Raw genomic sequence first — 24,844 nt, 5'->3', positions numbered from 1 at the left:
GGTTTTTGAAAGAAACGTTATAAGTATGGGAAGAAGATGACGCTGGAAATGCAATTGTCATCTTCTTTTCTGTGTAAGCTAGAGCAAGCTTTGAAGAGAAAATAAAAGAAACCCCTTGTTGAGGGGGCTTCCAGCATCACTTTATTACATTCAGCGCAACGTTTACGCATACCGATCTGCAAATCAGTTCATGAGGTTTACTCGGAGGTCTGTTCGTCGGGAATGGCATGTTTGACCGCATCGCGCTGATCTTCATCTTCCAGTGCATCAGGGAAAGAATCTTCTGTAAAGAGGCCAAAATCAGGATCGATATCCCGCTCGGTAACAAGGTTCTTATTTTCTTTAACCTGTTCTTCCTCATTGTTTTTGGTCATGTCAGCACCTCCTATTGTCAGAATACGCAAAACAAGACATCTACTAACGCGGAGGCAAGATATTCTGCTGTGGTTTAGCGTCAGCTCCAGCCCCGTTTAACAGATCTGTACCATGCAGGGCATCGGGGTCGGGTGCGGCAGGATCAACCGGGCTGCCCGGTTGCACCAGATCTGCATCGGGTACGGCTTCCAGTGGAGTTTCCGCCAAGCGGGATTCCAAACCTTCTTCGTCTACAGCAGATGCAGGTGGAAGCTCCGAATCTTCCATCTCTATTTCAATGCGGCGTCCAGAAACTTCATCAAAGGTATCCATGTCGCCTTCGGGTACTTCGGTTTCAGGCGGAATATCACGGGACCTCTGGTAACGGTCATAATAGCGTTCACTTTCCACGTTGCTAATGGGTTTATCAGACATCATCAGCACTTCCTTTCATAACTTGTTTATAGTACGACCAATTTAAACAATGTAATGGCATCATTTCAGCATTTTATCGTTCTTCCAAGCATGATATTGTCCCCGTAAACAGACCAGATTATGTCAGGATTTCGTTAAAATTTCGGGAATACATATTTCACAAGGAAGTAGAGAAATCCGAAAAAGATAATGATATATGCGGCATATTTAATAAATGTAGAGGCGACCATACTTGAATCCGATTTGTGTTGTACATCCTTATGTTCAACTTCTACCGTGCGATGAGGCTCATTCATCATAATCATCTCCTTGTTTAGTGAGTTTGCTTTGAAAAACCATTACACATGATCCACTGGATTGAATCGTGCCAGCCGTTTTTCCAGCATTTCTTGTTTTTCCTATGTTATGATGAAGCATGACTACTCAAGGAGGGGTGCAACGTGGACTGGTATACATTAGGCAATATGATCACACGTATTCGGATCGGACAGAAAGCGTCCACACCCGGATTTTCTCGTACAGTCATTCGTCGTCCGGATGGATTGTTCTGGGTTGGCGGTATATGGTCTGGACAGGTTGTTCAGTTACGTGATTTTTTATTCTCTGATATATGGACAATTTACGATGATGAAGAAACGGAGCAGTGGTTGGAGTTTCGTACGAAAGTGGAACAGAAGGAACGTGAAATGATCGAAAACCAGTTTGAGGACTTGCGAAATTAACGGCTTTTATAACAATAAAATGGAAAAAAGACTATAAATCTACTTATATGTGAATTTTAAATTTGTGTAAGAAGGTGACATGATAAACGGTGGCGAATTGATAGGGTGAGGGAGAAATGAAGAAGCGAAAATAAAAACTTTGAGGTGCTGTGAATGAGAAATGTGCCCAAAGCTATTATCATCTTGTGGATGACGATATGCACGATTCTGTGTATGCCGCATGGACTCGTGCTTGCCGCACCAGAAGAGATTCGGCAGCCTGTAGCCATTACAGGATGGGAAGTGAAATGGGGGAACGCTGGAGATCAGGGCTTCATTAGTGAAGTTATGGGCCAGGATGAAATATGGGAGAAACGTAGTGTTGAGCGAATTGTAGACAGTACGAAAGAACCATCAGGTTCTTTGTGGACACGTTTGACAATTCCCCGTTTGCATGACGGAAGTTCAGCGATTCGTTTCGAAAATATTAAAGGTACTCATATTGTGATCTATCTTGAAGATCGGAAAGTATATGAGAATTACCATTATAATTACGACAATAATGCCGTTTTTTTACCGCTATCTGCAGAAAATTCGGGTAGTACACTCTATGTTTGGGCGCAAAATGAGAGAGGATGGTTGGGCATTCAAGGTGATGTCCAGGTCGGGCCATATGCCATGTTGCAGGAGAAGTATCTCCATAATGGGTTAATGGATATCATTTTGGGTTCAACTTTTGTATTTACCTCGCTTATTATGCTGAGTTGCACATTTTTTCTGGGTCAGTTTCATAAAGGACTATGGATATCACTGTGTGTCGTGATGGGTTCCATCGGGACAATGGTGATCACTTATTCTCAATTCTTGTACACTTTCTATCAAGTGTATGGGGACCTGTATTCTATTCTGTTTGATTTGGCCATGTTACTCGGAATGCCTGCACTTTGTTATTTCTTTGAACAAGTTATTGGCCCCGGTGTACACGGGATATTCACTAAATTAAGGAAGGCTCAATGGGCCTATTCCATCGTTTCTGTGTTTTCATTGTTTGTATATGTAGTATCGGGTGGGCAATGGGATCTATTGTACAGTCTTCTTGTACAGCATGTGGTGGGCTTTATACTGGTTATTGTGCTGACCATCCTGCTGGTTGGTACGATAGCCCGGGCGCTACAACGTAACCGTGAAGCGATCCTGTTAGCAGTTGGTTTCGGCACCTTTTCGTTGATTAGTGTCATGGAACTTCTTTGGTACTATCAGCGAAGCGGGGCATATCACCTGCTCTGGTGGAAGTGGTCGATGGTTGCATTTGTCATCTCATTGATTGCTATTCTTGGTAGCCGGTTTGCTGAAAAACATAACAAAGTGTTAGAGTACTCCAAGGAACTGGAACTATTCAACAACGAGTTGCAGCGATCTGAAAAAATGGAAATCATTAGCGAACTTGCCGCTTCAGTTGCTCACGAGGTGCGTAACCCGCTTCAGGTGACGAGAGGGTTTCTTCAGCTTATGACAGAGCAGGAAGATAACAAGAACAAAGGATATGTACGTATTGCATTGGAAGAACTCGACCGGGCTTCCGGTATTATTACGGATTTTCTGACTTTTGCAAAACCGGAATTTGATCACATTATTTCATTGAATATTTCAGATGAATTTGATCATATCGAAGGTATACTGGTACCGATGGCCAATCTGGAAGGTGGAAAAATTACAACGGATATCCCGCCTAATATTTATATTCGTGGAAATTCTTCGAAGTTCAAGCAGGCCTTTATCAACATTATTAAAAATAGTATTGAGGCATTTCAGGGAGGACAAGGTCAGATTGATATCTGGGCATACTCACAGGATGGCAAAGTTAAAGTGCATGTCAGAGATAATGGTGAAGGGATGAGTGAGGAAGCCTTGTCCCGACTGGGAGAACCGTATTTCTCTAATAAAATCAAAGGCACTGGGCTAGGTATGATGGTTACCTTCCGCATCGTGGAAGCGATGAATGGACAGATCAGTTTTACAAGCACAAAAGGGGTAGGAACAGAAGCTGTTGTATCTTTTCCCGAGTTCGTTAAATGACGGACTCGGGGAGGATATCCAGTTTAATGTTCTACCCCTGATTTTTTTATTTAGCTAAGATTAAAACGATCTCCACGGTCCGCAATTGACGTCATAATTGACTTTGGAAGGGTTAGGTGGAATGACCAGAACATAATCATTTTGTTGCTCCTCGACTGTGCGAATCTTGATATGATCAGGAATCGTAATACCAAACGCCTCGCGAAGTGCCTGCTTAGGATTAGAATGGAGTTGTTGTCTGAAGTGTTCATCTGTCCAAGCTTTCTCAATAATATCCTCATGCAACGTTTTTTCTGACACCATCATCGTCAACATTCCCTTCATATTTAAATTAAACTGAATCGGCTTGTCCCGTATTAGAAGGCCCGGATTGTGGTTCGCTGATCCAGTAGTGAAACCCACCTCGGTAAAGTCTTTTTTTACGTTGTTCTATTTCCTGAATTGCTTGTACCAATGAGTTGCACAGATAAGAATTCAGGGCAATGAATTGTGGAAACTCCAAGTTAGAAGATGCAATGATGTCATTGAAGTGTTGAGCTACGTCTGCATAACTGTTCATCAATTGTGAGTTATATACATTGTGGTGTATAGATTCGTTAAGTACATGACTCGTCGGATATTCCTGTTGGAGAGCTGTGGATAGGTGAGAGAGGTAGCTATTGTAGTTGCCGTTTACAGCATCCATTTTCGTGTCTGTAAAGTCATCTGTCATCTGTAGAGTCATGAGAACGATATTCAGTGCACCGCAGACCGAAGAGATTCGAGCCGGTTGCTCTAGTAAAATCAAGGAACCAATGACTCCTAATTGCGTTGGTGAAGCTTTCTGGGCGATGAGAAGTGGGTTATGCTGAAAATAATCCACGTGTAATTCACCATTTACGCTTACTGCCCAGTCCTGAATAACGTGTCTGAAATGGTTCCAGAAGACAGAAGAGGGTTCAAATAATGCGTTATAGACTTGAAGGGCATCCACATAGCAAAGATTCCCCAGAGATAACTTCAGCACCGCATCCTCAGTTGGCTCATCCATGACATCATCCAGATTAAGAAAATACATCATGTGTAACAGGCAAGCTGTGCTAAGCTGATGAGCTTGATCGGAGGGGAGTCCCTCTGTGTACTGCATCCATAGCGGAGTGATGTAACCGATGCAACTGTGTCCCGGATCTCCCCTGAAGGGGTTAAGCAAACGGAGTTGTTCAAGCGCATGCCCTGCCAGTGAATCAGGGTATTGCCGAAGACGCTCTTCAACGGAATCAAACACGGCCTTCACGTCAAGCATATACGGATCTAGCCATTCTCGATGCATGATATGAAAACGTCCCTCCTGCATTAAATGTTGGAATATGCAGTAAGATCAAGAAGTTAAATACAGTATAGCTTAAGTTAGTTGAAAAAAATAGGATTTTTTGTGATCATTTGTGAGAAATTTGATGACATTTTGGATTTTATAGCATAAAAAGTTGCAATTTGGGTTCAGACTAAGAAGGCAGAGGATATCGAGACAAAGAAAGGTGGATAAAGAATGAAGATAAATTGGAAATCATGGCTGGCCGCCAGCGCAGCTGTTATCATTTTTGCTGTTGCACCAGGCCAGATGGCTTTAGCTGATCCCGCTGCTCCTGCGGAGCAGCAAGATGAAAACCTGGCTGAATCTGCCGGTGGGAACCAAAAGCCTTGTATGCAGGCAGGCCATGGTCTGTTTATGATCGGAGAAACAGCCGATTTGCTCGGAATTGGACTCCGTGATTTGAAGCAGCAGATGCAACTTGGCAAGACCTTAACCCAGATCGCGAAGGAACGCAAAGGATTCAGTGAGGAACAGTTACTGCAAAAATTAAAGCCCACGCTGTCAGAGCGCTTGGATCTGGCCGTGAAAGAAGGTTGTCTCACCAAGGAACAAGCTGCAGCAGCGAAAGCCAATATGGATGTGAAGTTAAAAAAAGTAGTGAATACCCCGCTTGCCGAATTACGACGTGAATTTACGCACCATGGAAAACATCCGATGGTAGATAAAGGGGCAATAGCGAAATACATCGGGATTACACCTGAACAATTGCAAGAACAACTGCATGCGGGCAAGTCTTTGGTTGAAATTGCGCAAACGAAGGGCATCAGTGAAACGCAGCTGGTGAATCAGTTAAAAGAACAATTAACAGGTGATCTGCAAAAGTTCGTTCATCAAAAACGGCACAGTCATTCCATTCCAGTTCATCCGGGACACGTGCCTGGCCGATCCACCTCAACCGAAGTGAAATGATCAACTTCATAGAACAAGATGACTGATCTACTGAGCAAGATGAGGAAGAAATTCAAGAGCGTCCTCCGCAGGGGAGCACGCTCTTTGTTTGTTTTACACGTCTGAGGGCCTAAGGGGCGAATTTTGATTCGGGGTGCGTCTTCCAGAACCCGCTAATGGATCACTAAAAGCAGAAGCTTGCCGAGCCTTGCTACGTGTCAATCCAACCATGAAACGAGAGCCTGGCAATTTAGACAGTGTCCAGCTAATGCCAAGAGCGATCACAACGGTGACTATGAATGAGATTATCGTTACAGGCAGATGCCACCCGCTAAGGTGCAATGGTCTGGTAACATATGCTATGGCATAAATTACCAAGGCATGGACTAGATAACCGCCGAAGGAGTAGCGTCCAATCCAAGTGAGAAGACGCTGAAACCATAGGTTTTTACCATGTAGCAGAACAAGGAAACCGTAGAGCATTAACATCTGAGCCATAATACTGATGAACGTACTAGGTTTTAGGTACGTAGAGATATTGAGGTTCATCGTATCTTCTGACCCGCGCAGTACAGTGTACCCCATCCAGATATACATCGCGACAAAGACCGCAATCATGCAAGGGAGCATTCTCATCGTCCAATTCCTCCAGCTTTCCACCGTCCAGGCGCATACCGCGCCAAGGAAAAAGTAGAACCAATACATGAGCCATGAATATGAACGATATTCCAGCATGCTAGACCAGGGCTCTGGCCACCATTGTGTCCAGTCAGCCATATCATAATAAGACCATTTCATAAGCCAGAGATAAAATAGGGCTGCAACGAGTATGATGGTTAAAGTCACCTGTTTCGGCGTAAAACGCTTGAGGTTATCGAGCCTTTTACGAACAGCATGAGCCCCCGCGAGAAATAAAGGAAACAGGATATAAAATTGGAACACCATCAGCACAAACCACAGGTGATATCCTGTCTGCGGTATAAATAACTCATGTACAAAGCTTCCCAGATCCGGCATACCGGAAGTCCAGAACGTAGGAGTAAACACACGTACAGCTAACCAGTAGATGAGCGTCCATATGAAGAAAGGCATATAAATATCACCAAATCGCTTCCCGATGAAGCGGGGATAATCCGGCTTCGTATGGCGATGGTGATAGAACAACAACACACCCGACAGAAATACAAAAGTAGGTGTGCCAAACCTTGTCAAATGATAAATCATGGTCAGCATCACGGAATCAGGTTGCTCAATATCTGGCCGATAGATGTATTCAGCAATGTTATGCTGCATGACGATAGCCAGAAAAGCTAATCCGCGAAGTTCGGTCCATTCGGCTATTTTCTGCTTTTTCATTTACATTCCTCCCTTATGTAGCCAGGGTCATCATATAAGACTACCCTCCAAACATTAAGGCTGCATTAAATGGCGAAAAAAGGAATCAAAAAAAGGACGGCCTAAGCCGTCCTTTTACTAGTTATGATGTGATAGTTCCTCATTTGATTCTCCAGTTACTGAGCTATCAGAGGAAGACTGGTTATCTTCTTCAAATAACTTCTGAATGTAAGCTTGAAGCTTGGGCACATTCACACCTAATACCTGAGCAGATCCAGCCCGCTCATTTGTAAGCAACTTGTTCGGTGGAATCTGTTGCTGATCGATCTCGTTCACACGAATATCAAAGCCGAGTGAAGCGAGCTTCAGCATTTGGGTTGGGCTTAGATCTGTTTTGATATAAGGAGCAATGGCTTCCAGCATCTCAGGGATTTTAAAGAGCGAAGTGGTGCTCTGCATCTTCTTGGCAAGTTCGGTCATAAAGATGCGCTGCCGCTCTGTACGTGTGAAATCGGAGGTTGCATCATGCCGGAAACGGACATACTGGAGGGCTGTCTTGCCATCCATATGTTGCAGCCCTTTTTTCAAATCAATATCATACATGTGTTTATCCGCTTTGCTTGTGTAGTACATATCTTTTTCCACATCAATATCGATACCATCCAGCGCATCAACGAGAGCCATGAAGCCTGTAAAGTCCGTGTAGACATAATGCTGAATCGGTATACCGAGCAGATCGCTGACCGTCTGTTTGGTTAATTCGGCTCCCCCGAAGGAATAGGCGGCGTTAAGGCGGCTTTTGCCATGGCCTGGGATGTTAACGTAGGTGTCGCGAAGTACGGAGAACAGGTGGGCCTTTTTGGAAACTGGATCAATCGAAGCAACCATCACCGAGTCTGAACGCCCTGCGTCATCCCCTCTCGAGTCACCACCAATTAATAAGATATTTACTCTCTCTTTGCCGTCCCACTTCGGAATGACCACTTTGGGTGTATCGGAGCTTTCCGCGTGGTTTGAATCAAGGTTTGAAGCAGGTGAATCGCTGGATGCAGCGGTCGAAATGCTATTAGCAAAATGAACGATTGAATATCCGTAGTAGACAATGACTCCTGTTACAACAAGTGCCAAGGTCAGGGCTGTACCCCATAACCATTTTTTAAACATAATCTCACCTTTCTTATGTAGAACTGATAGATCCCCAAACTAGTTTAACAAAAAGAAAGTAAAATGTCCTCCTTGATTCCGAAAATACATTTAATTTCGATATTTTTTTACGAATAGTTTGTGAGTTGGAGTTGGAACACTCATTAAGGAGTTTCACCGCTTTCTTGAAAAATTTTCGACTTTCCACAGGCGGTGGATATCTGCTCTGTTAGCTAATTGAAATTATGGTCTGTTAGATATACTTATTTCATTGTTAAGAGAAACTTTCTTGAAATTAAGATTTTATATATTCACTCGAAGAATATCTATGTCGATATATTATACAGATGTACTAGTTATTGGGGGAAGTTGGAGGAGTGGGAACATGGAAAAAATGCGAGGGAACGCATCGGGGAAAGTGAAATTTTCAATTCGTGGCAAATTATTAACGGGCTTCTTGATTGTTTTGGCTTTGCTTATCTTTGTTAGCGTGTACACACTGACTCAGGTTTTTACAATGGCTGACCAATCAAGACAGATCGACCAGAAATCGATGCCAAGTGTAAGTTTGCTCGGGATTATGAACGGTGATGTGTCCGATGTGGAAAGGTTGGCACTAGCCATCATTGTAGAACAGAATCCGAGTGAGACGGAGAAACTGAACGAAGCGTTGAAAGTGTTGCTTGCCAAGCTTGAAGATGAGCGCAAACAATTGCTTACTTTCATTAAGGGTGATCCTCAAGCGGAGCAACTGTATGAACAGTTTTCCACCAATTATGATTCGTATTTGCAGAAAATGCCGGAGTTTGTCGATTATGGTCTGAAAAATGACTATACTACGGCCAGCATGCTACATACAGCAGCCTATCCAATGTGGTATACAGCCAACGATCTGATTACTCAATTAATCAATCTTGGCAATAGTGGAGCAAAAGAAATTGCTGCTGGATCGGTCAAGCTAGCTGAGAATGCTTTTAACATCATTTTAGTTGTAGCGATTGTTGCAACATTGTTATCCTTATTCATTGCACTTTTCATCGCAAGTATGATCTCTCGTCCGGTTAAAAAGATGAGTGAAGCTGCCGCAGCGATTGCTGAAGGTGACCTGACAGGTGAGGCAATTACATTGAAGAACCGGGATGAGCTGGGTGTCCTGGCAGAATCCTTCAATACAATGAGTCAAAATCTGCGTTCGATGATTCAATCCGTATCGGAAACATCGGAGCAAGTTGCGGCTTCATCCGAAGAACTTCTCGCAAGTGCAGAGCAAAACGCGAAAGCTTCGGAGCAAATTACTGAAACGGTGGAAGAATTGTCTGTAGGAACATCGAATCAGGTTGATATCGTGAAGCGTTCTTCGCAGGCAATGAATGAGATGGCTTTGGGTTCAGAACAGATTGCCGAACTGGCTCAAAGTGTATCCGTATCCGCTGTGGATGCGGCGAATCAATCATCGGAAGGAAACAAAATCATTCAGCAAGCGGTTGAACAGATGGGATCGGTTCGTAACTCCATCGCTTCCTTGAGAGAACTGGTTACAGGACTCGGCGAACGTTCTGCCGAGATTGGCACGATCACTGAAGTGATCAATAACATCGCCCGTCAAACCAATTTGCTCGCTTTGAATGCAGCGATTGAAGCCGCAAGAGCAGGGGAGCACGGTAGAGGCTTTGCTGTCGTTGCAGGAGAGGTGCGCAAGCTGGCGGAAGAATCCTCCGCTTCTGCACAGCAGATCACACAGATTGTACAACTGATTCAGCAAGATACGGATCATGCGGTACAAGCCGTGAAAGTAAACAGTAATGAAACAGAAACCGGCATTGAACTGGTTGCTGCAGCTGGTCAAGCCTTCGAACAGATTTCGGACGCTGCCAACAAGGTCGCTGGTGAGATTCAAGAAGTATCTGCCGGTTCTGAGGAGATGTCGGCTAGCACAAATGAGGTTGTAAGTTACGTAGGTCAAATCTCCAATATTGCTTCGGAGGCTGCGGGTTCTGTACACAACGTATCTGCTGCAACCGAGGAGCAATTAGCTTCCATGGAAGAGATTGCTTCCTCGGCTGGATTGTTATCCAAAATGGCGGAGGAATTGCAGGGACAAGTGAACAAGTTCAAAGTATAGATTGCAAAAGCAAATCGTCAAAAAGGCTGTTTCTCCCGGATATATCCGGAGAAGAAACAGCTTTTTTGTCATCTCACGCTAATCAAGTCACAACAATGTTATTTCAGAAGTCACCAATGTTGATATTTCAAGTCAAACAAACGACTATAATGGTAATTAATGGTGGAAATTACATCGAGTTACCACCATGGAGAGGAGCGAGGTCACTCAGAATATTGGGAAGCATTCATCTGGAACTTTCGAGAAAAGGAGATGAACATGATTTATGAAAGGGCGCTGGTGGAGACGCGTTGCTATGGTAACGTTATCGGCAGGACTTCTCGCAGGGAGCTTTTCTATGAATACAGGATTACGTCAGGCGGATGCGGCCGCCGGAGATCATAACTATGCCGAAGCACTACAGAAGGCTATTTATTTCTATGAAGCGCAACGCTCAGGCCCGTTGCCTGCCAATAATCGGGTTGAATGGCGGGGTGACTCGGGACTGCAGGATGGCGCCGATGTCGGTGTCGATCTGACCGGCGGCTGGTATGATGCTGGAGATCATGTGAAATTTGGATTTCCAATGGCTGCTTCGGCAACCATGCTAGCCTGGTCTGTCGTTGAGTATGCCGACGGCTATGAGCAAGCCGGACAACTGGAGGAAATCAAAGATAATATCCGGTGGGCAACCGACTATTTTATGAAAGCGCATACCAAGCCAAATGAATTATGGGGACAAGTCGGAGGTGGCAATATCGATCATGCTTGGTGGGGGCCTGCAGAGGTGATGCAGATGAACCGGCCTTCGTTCAAGATCGATGCTTCCTGTCCGGGAAGTGATCTGGCAGCAGAAACAGCTGCTGCACTGGCGGCAGCGTCCATCGTATTTGCAGATGATGATCCAACCTATTCGACGAAGATGCTTCAGCACGCGAAAGAACTGTACAACTTTGCAGATACATATCGGGGAAAATACACCGATTGTATTACCGATGCTGCTGCATTTTATAATTCGTGGACGGGATATGAGGATGAGCTTGCGTGGGGCGGAGCATGGCTTTATTTAGCTACCAATGATAACGCTTACTTGTCCAAGGCGATGGCAGCTGCAGATCGGTGGTCTACAAGCGGAGGTTCCGCGAACTGGCCCTATACCTGGACACAGGGCTGGGATAGTAAACATTACGGCGCCCAGATTCTGCTTGCCCGAATCACCTCCAGTTTGAATATGCCGGAGGCAACAAAGTTCATCCAATCAACCGAGCGCAATCTCGATTACTGGACGGTTGGCACGAATGGAGGGCGTGTGACTTACACCCCGGGCGGATTGGCGTGGCTGGATCAGTGGGGTTCACTCCGATATACAGCCAATGCAGCATTCATTGCATTCGTGTACTCCGATTGGGTTAGTGACCCTGTGAAAAAATCCAGATATCAAAACTTTGCGACTTCACAGATGAATTACATTTTAGGAGATAATCCTCGTCAGAGCAGTTATGTTGTGGGGTACGGAAAAAATCCGCCACAGCATCCGCATCATCGTACCGCTCATAGTTCATGGATGAACAACGAAGATATTCCGGCAAATCACCGTCATATTTTATACGGCGCCATGGTGGGAGGACCCAATGCGTCAGATCAATATACGGACGATATCTCGGACTATGTGAGCAATGAGGTGGCGACGGATTATAATGCGGGCTTCACGGGTGCACTCGCCAAGATGAATCTGCTCTATGGACAGAATCATCAACCTCTGGCGAATTTCCCTGCTCCTGAAGTCAAAGGTGACGAGTACTTTGTAGAGGCTGCCGTGCGGTCATCAGGCTCCAATTATACGGAAATCCGCGGATTGCTTAACAACCGCTCAGGTTGGCCTGCACGGATGGGAGATAAGCTTTCCTTCAAATATTTCCTCGATTTGAGTGAAGTGTATGCTGCGGGACGCACCGTATCCGATGTTCAAGTCACAGTATCCTCTACTGAAGGTGCAACCGTTTCTCAACCTGTCGTCGTGGATGTCGCCAAGCGGATCTACGCCGTTACAGCAGACTTCAGTAATACCAAAATTTATCCAGGCGGAGAGGGGAATTATCGCAAGGAAGTTCAGTTCCGGATTACCGGACCGCAAGGGGCATGGAATCCAGCGAATGATCCTTCCTACCAGAACCTGACGACAGGAACTCCGGTAAAAAGTGCACACATTCCTGTATATGATGCTGGAGTGAAGGTATATGGACAGGAGCCGGGTGTTACACCCGTGACCGTGCCAGTCGCTCCTATTGGAGTGCAAGCTTCGCCTGGCAACAATCAGGTGACGCTGAGCTGGACTGCCTCCGCTGGGGCTGTATCGTACACGGTGAAGCGTGCCGAGGTTAGTGGTGGCCCGTACACAACCGTTGCGACAGGTGTGAATGGATTGACTTACACCAACACAGGATTGACGAATGGCAAGGCGTATTATTACGTGGTGACCGCTGTAAACGCAGCCGGCGAATCGCCAGCTTCTGTTCAAGTGCTCGGGACGCCGCAGGCCGGTTCAACTGTGCCAGGAGCTCTTACTTTAAGTGGAACAGCTGGCAACAATCAAACGGTGTTGTCATGGACAGCAGCATCTGGAGCTGCCAGCTACAAGGTACAACGTGCCGCTGCCAATGGTACGTATGCGGATGTGGCGACCGGGCTGACTGTGTTGACCTACACGGACAACACAGCGCTTAACGGAACTGCGTATAGTTACCGGGTTGTTGCCGTAAACCCAAGTGGGCAATCGTTATCTAACGTGGTTGTACTGACACCTTCGGGACCGCCTGTGTCAACGGGTACGCTGGAAGTGCAGTATCGAAGCGGAGGGTCCGGGAATTCCAGCAATGCGGTAACCCCCCAGTTTAATGTGAAGAACACAGGCACACAGCCTATTGATTTGAGCACGGTGAAAATCCGGTACTACTTTACCAAAGATGGCACAGAGGATCTGACCTTCTGGTGTGATTACGCCGTGGTGGGTACAGCCAATGTGCAAGGCAAGTTTGTGAACGTGAATCCGGCAAAAGGAACGGCGGATACGTACCTGGAGATCAGTTTTACCTCTGGAGCGGGAAGTTTGGCAGCCGGAGCAGAAACGGGCGTGATTCAGGGACGTTTTTCAAAAAATAACTGGAGTAACTTCGATCAGAGCAATGACTACTCCTATGATGGTTCCAAGACTGCTTTTGCTGCATGGAACAAAGTGACCGCGTATCAAGGCAGTACCCAAGTATGGGGGCTAGAGCCGTAAATCAAAGAACTTTGACAGGCAAGAGGCCAAAGAACAGCATGGGCAGACCAGCAGCATCGATATTAAATTTCCACTATTCCAGGGAGGTATATATTCATGTTGAAAACAGCTGCAAAAAAGAGTTTAACTGCCATGCTGGCAGGAACCGTCATGCTGACGGGATACACGGGACTCTGGGCTGGTCCTGAAACGGCACATGCTGCCGATCAGGCGATTGAAATTCAGGCCGATGGAGTGAATGAAGCTCGCTTTTTGCAATTATACGGTCAATTAAAAGACCCGGCGAACGGATACTTTTCTCCAGAAGGGATTCCTTATCACTCCATTGAAACGTTGCTGAGTGAGGCACCGGATTATGGACATATGTCTACGTCGGAGGCGTACAGTTACTGGTTGTGGCTAGAAACGATGTATGGTCACTACACGGGCGATTGGAGCAAACTGGAAGCAGCCTGGGATAACATGGAGAAGTATATTATTCCGGTGAATGAAGGGGACGGCAAGGAAGAGCAACCAACGATGAGTTTCTATAATCCAAACAGTCCTGCAACATATGCAGCGGAAAAACCATTCCCTGACCAGTATCCTTCCAATCTGAATGGTCAGTATGCAGCAGGTAAGGACCCACTCGATGCCGAGCTCAAGGCAACCTATGGTAATAATCAGACGTATCTGATGCACTGGCTGATCGACGTGGATGACTGGTATGGATACGGAAATCTGCTGAATCCTTCTCATACAACAACGTATGTGAATACGTTCCAGCGTGGGGAGCAGGAGTCCGTGTGGGAGGCTGTTCCTCATCCATCCCAGGATGATAAATCATTTGGTAAAGCAGGCGAAGGGTTCATGAGTCTGTTTACGAAGGAAAATCAGGCTCCATCGGCACAGTGGCGTTATACCAATGCAACGGATGCGGATGCGCGTGCAGTACAGGTACTGTACTGGGCGAAAGAGATGGGCTATAACAATACGGAGTATCTTGATAAAGCCAAAAAGATGGGTGACTATCTGCGGTACGGGATGTACGACAAGTATTTCCAGAAGGTTGGAAGTGCGAAGAACGGTACACCAACCCCAGGTACAGGTAAAGACTCCAACATGTATCTCATGGCTTGGTATACGTCATGGGGCGGTGGATTGGGTCAAGGCGGGGATTGGGCATGGCGTATTGGGGCAAGTCACACGCACCAAGCCTATCAAAACCCGGTTGCAGCATATGCCCTGTCTGATCCGGCAGGCGGCTTGATTCCAGAGTCACCTACAGCCAAAGCGGACTGGAATGCGACGTTAAAACGTCAGCTCGAATTCTACACATGGTTGCAATCCCATGAAGGTGCAGTTGGCGGCGGGGCAACCAACAGCATTGGTGGTTCCTACGCATCTTACCCGGCAGGTGTGAGCACGTTCTATGATATGGCTTATCAGGAAGCACCAGTATATCGCGACCCGGATTCCAACACGTGGTTCGGATTCCAGGCATGGCCGCTGGAGCGTGTGGCGGAGATGTATTACATCTTGGCAGAGAGCGGTGACTTGACCTCTGAGAACTTCAAGATGGCTAAACAGGTCATTACAAAATGGGTGGACTGGACCAAAGATTATGTGTTTGCTGGTGAGCGCCCTGTAACGGATGCTCAAGGCTACTATTTGAATGCTGCAGGACAGCGTATTCTCGGTGGAAAAAATGTTCAGGTAGCAACAACTCCGGCTCCAGGCGAGTTCTGGATTCCAGGTGGTCAGGAATGGCAGGGACAGCCGGATAAATGGAATGGATTCAGCACCTATACGAATAATCCAAACTTCCATGCCATTACTAAAGATCCAGTACAGGATACAGGGGTACTGGGAAGTTATATCAAAGCATTGACGTTCTTCGCAGCTGGAACTGAGGCAGAGAACGGTACGCTCAGTGTGAAAGGTCAGGAAGCCAAAGACTTGGCTCAGACGTTGCTCGATACAGCTTGGGATTACAATGATGGTGTAGGTATTGTTACAGAGGAAGAGCGTAAAGATTACTTCCGTTACTTCGCGAAAGAGATCTATCTCCCGGCGAACTGGACGGGTACGTTCGGTCAAGGTAATACGATTCCAGGCACCGCAGGTGTACCTTCCGATCCGGCAAAAGGCGGGAATGGCGTGTACATCGGATACTCCGATCTGCGTCCTGCAATTAAGCAAGATCCGGCTTGGGCTTATCTGGAGAACAAGTACAAAACATCTTACAACCCGACCACGAAGCAGTGGGAAAATGGTGCACCGACCTTTACGTATCACCGTTTCTGGTCACAGGTTGATATGGCTACCGCTTATGGAGAGTTCGACCGTCTCCTTGGTGACAGCGAAACACCAGGCGTGGAAGCACCTGCCGCTCCTGCAGGCGTAACTGCTGCAGGCGGTGACAAACAAGTGGTCTTGAACTGGAATGCTGCGGCGAGAGCAACTTCCTATACCGTAAAACGTGCCGAAGTGAACGGTGGCCCGTATACTTCTGTAGCAACTGGCGTTAGCGGTTCTACGTTTACAGACACCGGACTGACGAATGGAAAAGCATACTATTATGTCATTACCGCTGTAAATAGTGCTGGTGAGTCCGCGCCATCTGCGCAGGTTACGGCAACACCGCAGGCCGGAGTAGCTATACCAGGAGCCTTTACCCTGAGTGGAACAGCAGGGGATGCAAAAGCTGTGCTGAACTGGACGGCTTCAACCGGAACGGCAACCTATAACGTGCAGCGTTCGACAGGTACAGGTGCGTATGCCAATCTTGCGACAGGGCTGACGGCACTGACGTATACCGATGCAACAGCAGTGAATGGTACGGCCTATAACTACAGAGTGGTTGCCATCAATGCCGATGGACAGACGAACTCGAATGTGATTGTGTTGACACCGATGGCTGCTCCGATTTCAACAGGAACACTTGAAGTGCAGTATCGCAATGGAGGCTCGGGTGCTTCAGGCAACTCTCTTACACCACAATTCAATGTGAAGAATACAGGTACGACGGCCGTCGATCTGAGCAAAGTGAAACTTCGTTATTACTTTACGAAAGATAGTGCCGCTGATCTGAGCTTCTGGTGTGACTATGCACAGGTTGGCAGTGCCAATGTGCAGGGCAAATTTGTAGCTGTGGAGCCGGCAAAAGGTACGGCAGATACGTATCTGGAGATCAGCTTCACTGCCGGAGCAGGTAGTCTGGCGGCTGGTGCTGAGACAGGAATCATTCAAACACGTTCCTCCAAAAACAACTGGACGAATTTTGATCAATCGAATGATTACTCCTTCGACGCTACACAAACCGCATTTGGTGCATGGACAAAAGTAACAGCATACCAGGATGGCGTGAAGGTATGGGGAATGGAGCCATAATTGAATCAGCAAGCGGAGCATGGAATGAAGGGAAAGGGTTAGTTTCAGGAATTGGGGCCGGGAACGGAAAGCCTGATCTTTTATTCCAATCTGCTGTTGATTATACTTCCGATGAAAGGCCGGGGAAAAATCCCCGGTTTTTTCTCGTGTTTAAGTATTCAAATCCATTTATTTTCATTTGTGAAAGAAGGATTCCAGATTGAAACGAAATGAAACGTAGTAATGTTTTCCAGTTAGATGAGGGGAAATATTAAAATCTAGTGCATAGGTTGCATTTGCATGTAGCAAAGGTCTGCCTGACCAAAACGTGGAAATCTAAGGTGTATCAATTAGTTACAAAAAATTAACCGTTCATTCCGTGTAGGGTATGCTCTATTTTTCCAGTCGAAGAACGTTTTCCCTGATCCTTAGTGCTCACACTTGTCTAAACCCTTGCAGGACTTTGGGCTGATGAACGTTAGAGAATGCCCGTTTACAATAAGGCGAGCCGGGAAGATGGCTTCTTGGTTAAAATTTTGTAATATCCGGAGGGACACGACATCATGAACTGGAAGAATACCATTGTTACGGCAAGTGTAACAGCAGCAATGCTGATGGGAAGTCTTACAACGGCAGCGCTCACAGGACAGGTATCCGCAGCAGCGGCAGATCAATCGAAAGTAGAAGTCATCTGGGGTGTAAACCTTCGAACCTCACCAACGTCATCTGGTAAAGTCATTCGTATGGTTTCCAAAGGAGAAACATTAACTGTGCTTGAGCAATCCGGATCGGATTGGTATAAAATCAAAGATGCTTCTAATCGGACAGGTTATATCTCGTCTTCATCCAAATACACACAAGCGATAAGCGGTGGATCAACAACAGGCAATACGGGCACGACTAGCGGTTCAAGTGGCTCGGGTTCTAGTCAGGGCTCAACAAGTCAGGGAAGTGTTGCAGTAGAGAAGGTTATTGCGGCCGGAATGAAATACATGGGGACACCCTATAAATATGCATCGGATCGCGACAGTACGGCAACGTTTGACTGTTCCAGCTTTGTAAGGCGAGCTTTTATTGACGGACTTGGCATTACACTTCCAGCAGACTCACGCCAACAAGGAGATTATGTGAAGAAGAAAGGTACGGTCACAACGAATTGGAAGAACCTGAAACGTGGTGATCTCATGTACTTTATGTCTTACAAAGGCACTTCTGCATCAGCCTACAGTGGCGTGAACAAATCTCGGGCGACGATTACACATACGGGTATTTATTTGGGGAATGGTAAAATATTGCATACATACTCCAACGCTGGCGGCGGTGTGACAGTAAGTGATATTGCCGGCAAGCACTGGGAATCCCGCTTCCTGTTCGGAGGCAGTGCGTTGTAGGACAGTGACATAAAATTAAAACACCTTTCATTTGACCGTTATTTTGGCAAATGAAAGGTGTTTTTTTGTGCTTTATTTTACAAAGGTGCTATTCCATCGTGATAGAACAATCGGAACAAAATGTCTTGATTGTAGTTACCAAATCCTTCACCATACAGGGTCATTCCGCCGACGTGACGTGCATCTTCCTCCACAGAAAGGCGCAACGTCCACTGATTGCGCTCCACCGGGATGTCAGCGAGTGTGATGCTCGACAGATGCTGTCCATCGATAAACGTGCCTTCATGGGTTATACGTAGTACTTTAAGCATGCCATATTGATTGACGATATCACTCCACCAGTCAGGCGTGAATATGCCGCGTCCATTACCGGAGTCACCCGGACTAGTCCATTCGCCCAAACGAATGCCGTTCAATGTGAACGTAATATCTGAAGGCCAGTTTGGATTCACGGATGGGGCTTCTGATCCGATCTCCAGTGACAACTCAATGGCGTCAATCTGCTGCCCGGTCAACATATAGTTTGGGATTTTATACTCGACAAATCCCCGTCCCATCCACAGAATATGAGCGTGCATCCGGTCTGGATCCAGGAAATAACGGGGATCATCATACTGGCCAATGACATGATCAGATGTCGCTAAGCCGCATGTAGGATACACGTCAAAATGCGTGTAGTGCCCGACAGGGATGGAAACCTCGTGAAACTTGCGAGATGCTCCCGTCTCTTGAGGCATGGAGATGCCAATCCAGTCAACAGCCAAGCTGTTCATTTTATGCGTGCCGCTGTCCTTACGTATCATTTTGGATTGAATAATGCCGACATCTTGAAGTTTGCGGACATGCATGGTGACGATCGCACTGCTCAGGCCAAGCGAAGCTGCAAGATCTTTCACATTCATCGGTGTTTCGGCGACAAGCCGGATAATCTGCAGACGAACCTCGCTTGCAAGTGCCTCATATAAGGGAAGCCATTCGGCATCGGTATTTGCTCTAATCACACGTGTTCCTCCAATTTTCATGTATAGAATTAAGTTAAACATAAATTCAATAAAAAGAATAACATTTTTCGAATTTCGGGTTGAAATATGTGTTGTTATCGATTTTAATATAAATATGAACGTTGATCCATAGAATATCAATTAATTTTTACATTAATCTTAGGGAGATGAGATCATTCATGGAAAAAGCGAAAATGACGGTAGATAAAGATTTTACGATTGGTGAAGTGGATAAGCGTTTGTATGGATCATTTATTGAGCATCTGGGACGTGCTGTGTATGGCGGAATTTATGAGCCAGGGCATGCTTCGGCTAATGAACAGGGCTTCCGCACAGATGTACTGGATATGGTGAAGGAGCTGCAAGTGCCGATTGTGCGCTACCCTGGTGGTAACTTTGTATCCGGTTACAATTGGGAGGACAGCGTTGGGCCGGTATCTGAGCGCAAGCGCAGGCTGGATCTGGCATGGAGAACAGTTGAAACGAATGAATTTGGTTTTAACGAATTCGTGGATTGGGCTAAGCAAGCGAACTCCGAAGTGATGATGGCGGTTAACCTCGGAACACGCGGGGCGGATGCTGCTCGTAATATCGTGGAATATAGCAACCATCCGGAAGGTTCGTATTACAGTGATCTTCGCATTAAACATGGATACAAGCAGCCGCATGGAATCAAAACATGGTGTCTGGGTAATGAAATGGACGGTCCTTGGCAGATTGGTCACAAGACCGCAGAAGAATACGGACGGACAGCCGTCGAGGCAGCCAAAGTCATGAAATGGACGGATCCAACGATTGAACTCGTCGCTTGCGGAAGCTCGAATCTGGGCATGCCGTCATTCCCGGACTGGGAAGCAACGGTGCTGGATCATACGTACGATCATGTAGAGTATCTTTCCCTGCATCAGTACTACGGCAATCCGGATAATGATACACCAACCTTCCTGGCACGCTCGCTGGAGATGGATCGTTTCATTGATACAGTGAAAGCAACATGTGATTATATCAAAGCGAAGAAACGCAGCAAAAAGACGATGTATCTGTCCTTCGACGAGTGGAATGTCTGGTATCACTCCCATGAAAATGACTCCAAGATGGACCCTTGGCAGATTGCTCCACCACAGCTGGAGGACATCTACAATCACGAGGATGCACTGTTGGTAGGTTGTATGCTGATCAGTATGCTTAAACATGCGGATCGGGTGAAAATGGCTTGTCTGGCTCAACTCGTTAACGTAATTGCTCCGATTATGACTGAAACGGGCGGAGCATCATGGAGACAGACGATCTTCTATCCGTTCATGCATGCATCTGTATATGGCCGTGGCACAGCGCTTGTGCCTCTGATTCAATCACCGAAATACGATACGAAAGAAATTACAGATGTTCCTTATCTGGAAGGCATTGCGGTGCATAACGAAGAGCAGGGAGAAGTCACTGTATTCGCGGTTAACCGCCACTTGCAAGAGTCTCTGCCGCTTGAAGTGGATCTACGCAGTTTTGGCAAATGCACTCTAATTGAGCACATCGTTCTGGAAGCGGATGACCTCAAAGCGGTTAACACAGCTGCTCAGCCAAATAATGTAGTTCCGCACAATCGCGGAGGAGCCGATGTATCTGATACGCTCATCACCGCGAGTCTGGCGAAAGCATCATGGAATGTGATTCGTTTGAAGGTGCAATAAGAGGCTGGCAGTTGTGGGTGGCGTGCAGGCCACTATAGCGTTTCGAGATCGTAAAAACTTGGTTGAGATAAGCTTGGAGCAAAACAAGGGTTAAAGTAGTCTCAAACTGAGTTACGGTGAGTCTAAAGTTGGTAAATAAGGCCAACGTACAATAAACAACGGTATGCGAATATTCGCATACCGTTGTTTGTTCCCCAGAAGAGTTCCCCAGAAGAGTTCCCCAGAAGAGTTCCCCAGAAGAGTTCCCCAGAAGAGTTCCCCAGAAGAGTTCCCCAGAAGAGTTCCTTTTCGCCATCCAATTGCGCTAACGATCACAGGAAACCTTATTTAGGCATTTAACGCCACATTTTAATTCTAACGATCATGAGAGACGTTATTTTAGTAAAAAGGGTTGAAATTCTAGGGAAAAGTGGACATTTCGCTTAAATAGGGTCCGCTGTGGACCTATGTCAAGAAAGTAGACACTTACGCGACGGATTTGTCCGTAAATTTCATTGCAAAACGAGCAGGGGAAAGGTAACCTAGCGCACCATGCATTCGCTTGCGGTTGTAATAGAATTCAATGTACTGGTAAATGGCGGTATACGCCTCTTCTGGATTCTTAAAACGAGGGTTACAGTAAATGAGTTCCTTCTTCAAAATGCTGTGCCAAGACTCGATACATGCGTTATCATAACAGTTTCCTCGGCGGCTCATACTGAGTTCCATACCATAAGATTTCAATTGCTCCACGTATTCTTTTGACGTGTACTGCGAGCCACGATCCGAGTGATGGAGCAGTCCTGGGGCGGGGCGTTTGGCCCGGTAAGCATCATTCAATGCATCGAGCACTAGGCTCGTTTCCATATGGTTGTACAGACGCCAGCCTACAATTTCACGCGTACACAAATCCAGAACACTGGCGAGATATAACCGGCCTCCTCGGCAGGGAATGTAGGTGATATCGGTGACCCATGCAGTGTTCGGTTTGGACGTTTGAAATTGCTGGTTCAGCGTATTTGGTGCAATGGGATGATGATGGTTAGAATTCGTTGTTTGGACACGATACCGTGGACTATGCACGGAACGAAGATTCATTTGACGCATGTATATACTGACGGTACGGGAAGAGATTTTGTATCCTTCCAGATGGAGCGCATACGTAATTTTCGGACTTCCACACCGCTTGTGGTGGTCGTAGAAATGAAACCGAATACGCTTCATGATCTCAGCTCTCCGGTGCTGCTGTTTACTTGTTCGATCCATCCGCCATTTGTAATATCCGCTCCGTGACACATGTAACAGGGTGCACATCTTCTCCAAAGAAAACAGGGAGCGATGGTTTTCCACAAACTGAAACCTTAGTTCTTTGGTTTGCTGAAGATGTGCACTGCTTTTTTTACGATAGCCAGTTCCTCTTGCGTGTCCGCAAGGGTATGTTCTTTCTCTTGAAGTAACCGGCGCATTTCTTGGAGCTCAGCCTCCAATTCTTTCACTCGATCTACGCTAGCTACGGGCTCATGTTTAAGTTCACGGTACTTGCCCATCCACTGGTGTAATGTACTTTTGGGAATGTTGAGTTCTTCTGCCAAGTCTCCGAGTGTCTTGGTCTGTTCTTGAATAAATTTTACTGTTTGTTTCTTGAATTCTTCATTGTATCGTTGCCGTTGTTCTCCCATATGGACACACCTCCGTTAGCCTTATTATCCTTCTGTCCGTTAACGGGTGTCCACTTTTTATTCTAGTTCCACTGTGATCGTTAGAATCTCAAAGTGGCGAAAACAGCCCCAATAGGGTCTGCTGTGATCGTTAGAAAAACCAGCGAGCAAGTGACATCATACGAATGATGATTGCAGAGGGTCAGGTCTATCTAACCACCTTACAGACGGCACCTGTGCCCCTTCGCTTACACCTGTGATTCAAAACTCGAAGCTTTCCCCATCCATTGGAATGAGTACATGATCTTCCAACTGCTCTTTTGCCAGGTAAGCGGCTAGATCCGCACGTGTTGTCATGCAGTGATTGATCGCATCCATGTGAACGGCGATGAGGTGAGCGGAAGGTGCGGCGCGTTTCACGGCAGCAACGTCGGGCCCGTCCATCGTGATGGGATCACCCTGTAAGAAACGAGCACCGCCAGCATTGACGACAATAACCTCTGGCTTGTAATGCTCGATGGCCGCCGCAGGCTCATCACACCAGATCGTATCTCCGGCAATGTAGGTGACCGGTTCTTCATCCGCTTCAAGCACAAAACCGGAGACTTTACCCATACGTTTGCCAATCTCCCCTGTACCGTGCTGACCGGATGTACGCGAGAATCGGACCGAATGATGCACATGCTCTACGTCGACAGGGGTTACATCCGTAAATCCTGCTTTTATGAAAGTAGGCTCGTCCCCCGGCTGACACAGCAATGGGATATCTTTTTGCAGTTGATTTGCGGCTGCTTCATCCCAATGGTCGGGATGGGTATGCGTTACAATCAGCAGATCAGGCTTGAGATAATCTGTTTCGGTTTCGGGGAGATTGACTCCAGGATTACGCAGCTCATTCGGCGTGTTTGGAAAAGCGGGCATACTCTCGGCATCCATTAGCATGGGGTCAACCAGAATTTTCAGACTGCCGTATTCCAGCCACAGGGTGGCATGCCGTATCAATTGGATTTTCATTTTATTTGCACTCCTTCGGGTTCTCTCTTAGTATTATCCTATATGTTATACAACCCGATTCACGTCGTACATAACCTGCTGAATGCATATCGGTCCGACTATTTTCAAGGTGAAAGGAATGCTGAGTACCTATGAACGAAATGATAGACGCCACGGATGTACGCATTTTGCAGATTCTGATCAGGGATGCCAAGCGTTCAAACAAGGAGATCGGAGAGGAAGTGCATCTGACAGGACAAGCGGTTGGGGCGAGAGTACGCAAGTTGCAGGACCTGGGGGTTATTGAAGGGTATACGGTAAAATGGAACCCGGACCGCCTCGGCCTTGGCTTGAAGGCATTTGTCACGGTATTTCTGAACTCTGGCGATAAACATTCTGCCTTTCGTGCGTTTGTGGCAGGGCGTGAGGAAGTTGTTGAAGTCCACCGTGTCAGTGGAGAAGGTTGTTACCTGATGCGGGTGCAGACAGGGACAACAGAGCAACTCGGTGAACTGCTGGAAGCACTGCTACCGCTAGGTAATTATAGGGTGAGTTTATCCATTGGAGTGGAGAAAACATCATCCTGAAGGTCCTGACCTGGACAAGTTCAATCCAGGTCAGGACCTTGATGTTCCCTTAACGTCTTTTGGAGAGTAGACAAGGAGGACTGTAGCTCTTTTTTTCCAAACAAATGGTCCGTATGAATATGAACTCGAGTGCCGTCCTTCAGATACAAGGCGTACATGGGGGAGGCGGATAATTGCCATTTGCTTCGGGCAGGGGTAGCAAGCTCGATCTTGCGAATCTGGCTCCATGGAATATGGCGCTGACCCGCATGGAGAGATTGTTCATCCCATGAGACGAGGATCGCCACGCGCTGAATGGAACGGGTCCAAAACATAAAGAAAAACGGTCCCACCATCCACATGCCGAGTATGGCAGCCATAGGGTAATAGATTTTTTCCACGCTCTCAGTCTGCCCGGCAACGATAACCCATAAGAGCAGTACACATAAGACGAGAAACAGGAAACAAACGCTCCCTTTCCAGATCGCTGTGATGCGACGATAGCGAATTTCCCCCTGATGGTGTTCCTCAGAAGTTGCAGGCAACATCATCGTCA

General features: G+C 46.6%; 22 protein-coding genes. 10 read left to right on the top strand and 12 right to left on the bottom strand.

Going from position 1 to position 24,844, the window contains the following annotated elements; translation table 11 throughout:
• Positions 1–197: 197 nt before the first annotated feature.
• From J2T16_RS17800 to J2T16_RS17790, 3 genes are all read right to left on the bottom strand, one after another.
• Positions 198–374 (bottom strand): hypothetical protein, encoded by a 177-nt coding sequence (locus J2T16_RS17800; RefSeq protein WP_186809741.1) that lies wholly within the window; start codon positions 372–374, stop codon positions 198–200.
• Positions 375–417: 43 nt separating this feature from the next.
• On the bottom strand, positions 418–789 hold the full coding sequence (locus J2T16_RS17795) for a hypothetical protein (protein ID WP_186809756.1): 372 nt from the start codon (positions 787–789) through the stop codon (positions 418–420).
• Between the two features lie 134 nt (positions 790–923).
• Positions 924–1,085: a hypothetical protein gene (locus J2T16_RS17790; RefSeq protein WP_017690239.1), complete on the bottom strand. Its 162-nt coding sequence runs from the start codon at positions 1,083–1,085 to the stop codon at positions 924–926.
• A gap of 144 nt (positions 1,086–1,229) precedes the next feature.
• Between J2T16_RS17790 and J2T16_RS17785 the strand changes: the two genes are divergently transcribed.
• Entirely contained in the window at positions 1,230–1,511 is a 282-nt protein-coding gene (locus tag J2T16_RS17785; RefSeq protein ID WP_090917871.1) for a hypothetical protein, read from the top strand.
• Positions 1,512–1,664: 153 nt separating this feature from the next.
• Complete coding sequence (locus tag J2T16_RS17780; RefSeq protein ID WP_341181701.1) at positions 1,665–3,566, top strand: ATP-binding protein; 1,902 nt, start codon at positions 1,665–1,667, stop codon at positions 3,564–3,566.
• 60 nt (positions 3,567–3,626) lie between these two features.
• Here J2T16_RS17780 and J2T16_RS17775 read toward each other — a convergent pair whose 3' ends face one another.
• Entirely contained in the window at positions 3,627–3,872 is a 246-nt protein-coding gene (locus J2T16_RS17775) for an NHLP leader peptide family RiPP precursor (protein WP_123063138.1), read from the bottom strand.
• A 25-nt stretch (positions 3,873–3,897) separates the two neighbouring features.
• Complete coding sequence (locus J2T16_RS17770; protein ID WP_154890761.1) at positions 3,898–4,875, bottom strand: hypothetical protein; 978 nt, start codon at positions 4,873–4,875, stop codon at positions 3,898–3,900.
• A gap of 216 nt (positions 4,876–5,091) precedes the next feature.
• Between J2T16_RS17770 and J2T16_RS17765 the strand changes: the two genes are divergently transcribed.
• Positions 5,092–5,826 carry a hypothetical protein gene (locus tag J2T16_RS17765; RefSeq protein WP_154890762.1) on the top strand — a complete coding sequence of 245 codons (735 nt, stop codon included), beginning with the start codon at positions 5,092–5,094 and terminating at the stop codon, positions 5,824–5,826.
• Between the two features lie 93 nt (positions 5,827–5,919).
• Here the strand turns inward: J2T16_RS17765 and J2T16_RS17760 are convergent, their stop codons facing one another.
• Positions 5,920–7,161: an acyltransferase gene (locus J2T16_RS17760; protein WP_499018938.1), complete on the bottom strand. Its 1,242-nt coding sequence runs from the start codon at positions 7,159–7,161 to the stop codon at positions 5,920–5,922.
• 117 nt (positions 7,162–7,278) lie between these two features.
• Positions 7,279–8,304: an LCP family protein gene (locus tag J2T16_RS17755; protein ID WP_154890764.1), complete on the bottom strand. Its 1,026-nt coding sequence runs from the start codon at positions 8,302–8,304 to the stop codon at positions 7,279–7,281.
• 364 nt (positions 8,305–8,668) lie between these two features.
• Between J2T16_RS17755 and J2T16_RS17750 the strand changes: the two genes are divergently transcribed.
• From J2T16_RS17750 to J2T16_RS17730, 5 genes are all read left to right on the top strand, one after another.
• Entirely contained in the window at positions 8,669–10,405 is a 1,737-nt protein-coding gene (locus J2T16_RS17750) for a methyl-accepting chemotaxis protein (RefSeq protein WP_260510757.1), read from the top strand.
• A 337-nt stretch (positions 10,406–10,742) separates the two neighbouring features.
• The gene (locus J2T16_RS17745) at positions 10,743–13,664 is read left to right on the top strand and encodes a glycoside hydrolase family 9 protein (RefSeq protein ID WP_499018936.1); all 2,922 of its coding nucleotides are present in this window, start codon (positions 10,743–10,745) and stop codon (positions 13,662–13,664) included.
• 96 nt (positions 13,665–13,760) lie between these two features.
• Complete coding sequence (locus tag J2T16_RS17740) at positions 13,761–17,036, top strand: glycoside hydrolase family 48 protein (protein WP_499018935.1); 3,276 nt, start codon at positions 13,761–13,763, stop codon at positions 17,034–17,036.
• Positions 17,018–17,239 carry a hypothetical protein gene (locus J2T16_RS17735; protein ID WP_499018934.1) on the top strand — a complete coding sequence of 74 codons (222 nt, stop codon included), beginning with the start codon at positions 17,018–17,020 and terminating at the stop codon, positions 17,237–17,239. The genes J2T16_RS17740 and J2T16_RS17735 overlap by 19 nt, the downstream gene beginning before the upstream one ends.
• 339 nt (positions 17,240–17,578) lie before the next feature.
• The gene (locus J2T16_RS17730) at positions 17,579–18,406 is read left to right on the top strand and encodes a C40 family peptidase (protein WP_154890766.1); all 828 of its coding nucleotides are present in this window, start codon (positions 17,579–17,581) and stop codon (positions 18,404–18,406) included.
• Between the two features lie 77 nt (positions 18,407–18,483).
• On the opposite strand, the gene J2T16_RS17725 is transcribed toward J2T16_RS17730, so the two are convergent.
• The gene (locus J2T16_RS17725) at positions 18,484–19,404 is read right to left on the bottom strand and encodes an ArsR/SmtB family transcription factor (protein ID WP_499018985.1); all 921 of its coding nucleotides are present in this window, start codon (positions 19,402–19,404) and stop codon (positions 18,484–18,486) included.
• A gap of 182 nt (positions 19,405–19,586) precedes the next feature.
• Here J2T16_RS17725 and arfA point away from each other — a divergent pair, with 182 nt between their 5' ends.
• On the top strand, positions 19,587–21,092 hold the full coding sequence (arfA, locus tag J2T16_RS17720) for an arabinosylfuranosidase ArfA (RefSeq protein ID WP_499018933.1): 1,506 nt from the start codon (positions 19,587–19,589) through the stop codon (positions 21,090–21,092).
• A gap of 465 nt (positions 21,093–21,557) precedes the next feature.
• Here the strand turns inward: arfA and J2T16_RS17715 are convergent, their stop codons facing one another.
• From J2T16_RS17715 to J2T16_RS17705, 3 genes are all read right to left on the bottom strand, one after another.
• Positions 21,558–22,421, bottom strand: coding sequence for an IS3 family transposase (locus tag J2T16_RS17715; protein WP_499018932.1), 864 nt, complete (start codon positions 22,419–22,421; stop codon positions 21,558–21,560).
• 11 nt (positions 22,422–22,432) lie between these two features.
• Positions 22,433–22,750 (bottom strand): transposase, encoded by a 318-nt coding sequence (locus tag J2T16_RS17710; RefSeq protein ID WP_482912101.1) that lies wholly within the window; start codon positions 22,748–22,750, stop codon positions 22,433–22,435.
• 240 nt (positions 22,751–22,990) lie between these two features.
• Complete coding sequence (locus J2T16_RS17705; RefSeq protein WP_499018931.1) at positions 22,991–23,743, bottom strand: MBL fold metallo-hydrolase; 753 nt, start codon at positions 23,741–23,743, stop codon at positions 22,991–22,993.
• A gap of 131 nt (positions 23,744–23,874) precedes the next feature.
• Here J2T16_RS17705 and J2T16_RS17700 point away from each other — a divergent pair, with 131 nt between their 5' ends.
• The gene (locus J2T16_RS17700; RefSeq protein WP_499018930.1) at positions 23,875–24,309 is read left to right on the top strand and encodes an Lrp/AsnC family transcriptional regulator; all 435 of its coding nucleotides are present in this window, start codon (positions 23,875–23,877) and stop codon (positions 24,307–24,309) included.
• A 20-nt stretch (positions 24,310–24,329) separates the two neighbouring features.
• On the opposite strand, the gene J2T16_RS17695 is transcribed toward J2T16_RS17700, so the two are convergent.
• The gene (locus tag J2T16_RS17695; protein ID WP_499018929.1) at positions 24,330–24,836 is read right to left on the bottom strand and encodes a hypothetical protein; all 507 of its coding nucleotides are present in this window, start codon (positions 24,834–24,836) and stop codon (positions 24,330–24,332) included.
• Positions 24,837–24,844: the final 8 nt, after the last annotated feature.

Origin of the sequence: Paenibacillus intestini, assembly GCF_030803945.1 — a bacterium.
In the GTDB taxonomy this organism is placed as follows: Bacteria; Bacillota; Bacilli; order Paenibacillales; family Paenibacillaceae; genus Paenibacillus; species Paenibacillus polysaccharolyticus.
The sequence above is the reverse complement of the archived record's forward strand: the minus strand, read 5'-3'. Positions and strand labels throughout refer to the sequence as shown.

Excerpts from the sequence above, each read along its gene's own strand:
- J2T16_RS17800 (WP_186809741.1), bottom strand. The coding sequence starts at position 374 with ATGACCAAAAACAATGAGGAAGAACAGGTTAAAGAAAATAAGAACCTT.
- J2T16_RS17795 (WP_186809756.1), bottom strand. The coding sequence starts at position 789 with ATGTCTGATAAACCCATTAGCAACGTGGAAAGTGAACGCTATTATGAC.
- J2T16_RS17790 (WP_017690239.1), bottom strand. The coding sequence starts at position 1,085 with ATGAATGAGCCTCATCGCACGGTAGAAGTTGAACATAAGGATGTACAA.
- J2T16_RS17780 (WP_341181701.1), top strand. The coding sequence starts at position 1,665 with ATGAGAAATGTGCCCAAAGCTATTATCATCTTGTGGATGACGATATGC.
- J2T16_RS17775 (WP_123063138.1), bottom strand. The coding sequence starts at position 3,872 with ATGATGGTGTCAGAAAAAACGTTGCATGAGGATATTATTGAGAAAGCT.
- J2T16_RS17770 (WP_154890761.1), bottom strand. The coding sequence starts at position 4,875 with ATGCATCGAGAATGGCTAGATCCGTATATGCTTGACGTGAAGGCCGTG.
- J2T16_RS17765 (WP_154890762.1), top strand. The coding sequence starts at position 5,092 with ATGAAGATAAATTGGAAATCATGGCTGGCCGCCAGCGCAGCTGTTATC.
- J2T16_RS17760 (WP_499018938.1), bottom strand. The coding sequence starts at position 7,161 with ATGAAAAAGCAGAAAATAGCCGAATGGACCGAACTTCGCGGATTAGCT.
- J2T16_RS17755 (WP_154890764.1), bottom strand. The coding sequence starts at position 8,304 with ATGTTTAAAAAATGGTTATGGGGTACAGCCCTGACCTTGGCACTTGTT.
- J2T16_RS17750 (WP_260510757.1), top strand. The coding sequence starts at position 8,669 with ATGGAAAAAATGCGAGGGAACGCATCGGGGAAAGTGAAATTTTCAATT.
- J2T16_RS17745 (WP_499018936.1), top strand. The coding sequence starts at position 10,743 with ATGAATACAGGATTACGTCAGGCGGATGCGGCCGCCGGAGATCATAAC.
- J2T16_RS17740 (WP_499018935.1), top strand. The coding sequence starts at position 13,761 with ATGTTGAAAACAGCTGCAAAAAAGAGTTTAACTGCCATGCTGGCAGGA.
- J2T16_RS17735 (WP_499018934.1), top strand. The coding sequence starts at position 17,018 with ATGGGGAATGGAGCCATAATTGAATCAGCAAGCGGAGCATGGAATGAA.
- J2T16_RS17730 (WP_154890766.1), top strand. The coding sequence starts at position 17,579 with ATGAACTGGAAGAATACCATTGTTACGGCAAGTGTAACAGCAGCAATG.
- arfA (WP_499018933.1), top strand. The coding sequence starts at position 19,587 with ATGGAAAAAGCGAAAATGACGGTAGATAAAGATTTTACGATTGGTGAA.
- J2T16_RS17710 (WP_482912101.1), bottom strand. The coding sequence starts at position 22,750 with ATGGGAGAACAACGGCAACGATACAATGAAGAATTCAAGAAACAAACA.
- J2T16_RS17705 (WP_499018931.1), bottom strand. The coding sequence starts at position 23,743 with ATGAAAATCCAATTGATACGGCATGCCACCCTGTGGCTGGAATACGGC.
- J2T16_RS17700 (WP_499018930.1), top strand. The coding sequence starts at position 23,875 with ATGAACGAAATGATAGACGCCACGGATGTACGCATTTTGCAGATTCTG.
- J2T16_RS17695 (WP_499018929.1), bottom strand. The coding sequence starts at position 24,836 with ATGTTGCCTGCAACTTCTGAGGAACACCATCAGGGGGAAATTCGCTAT.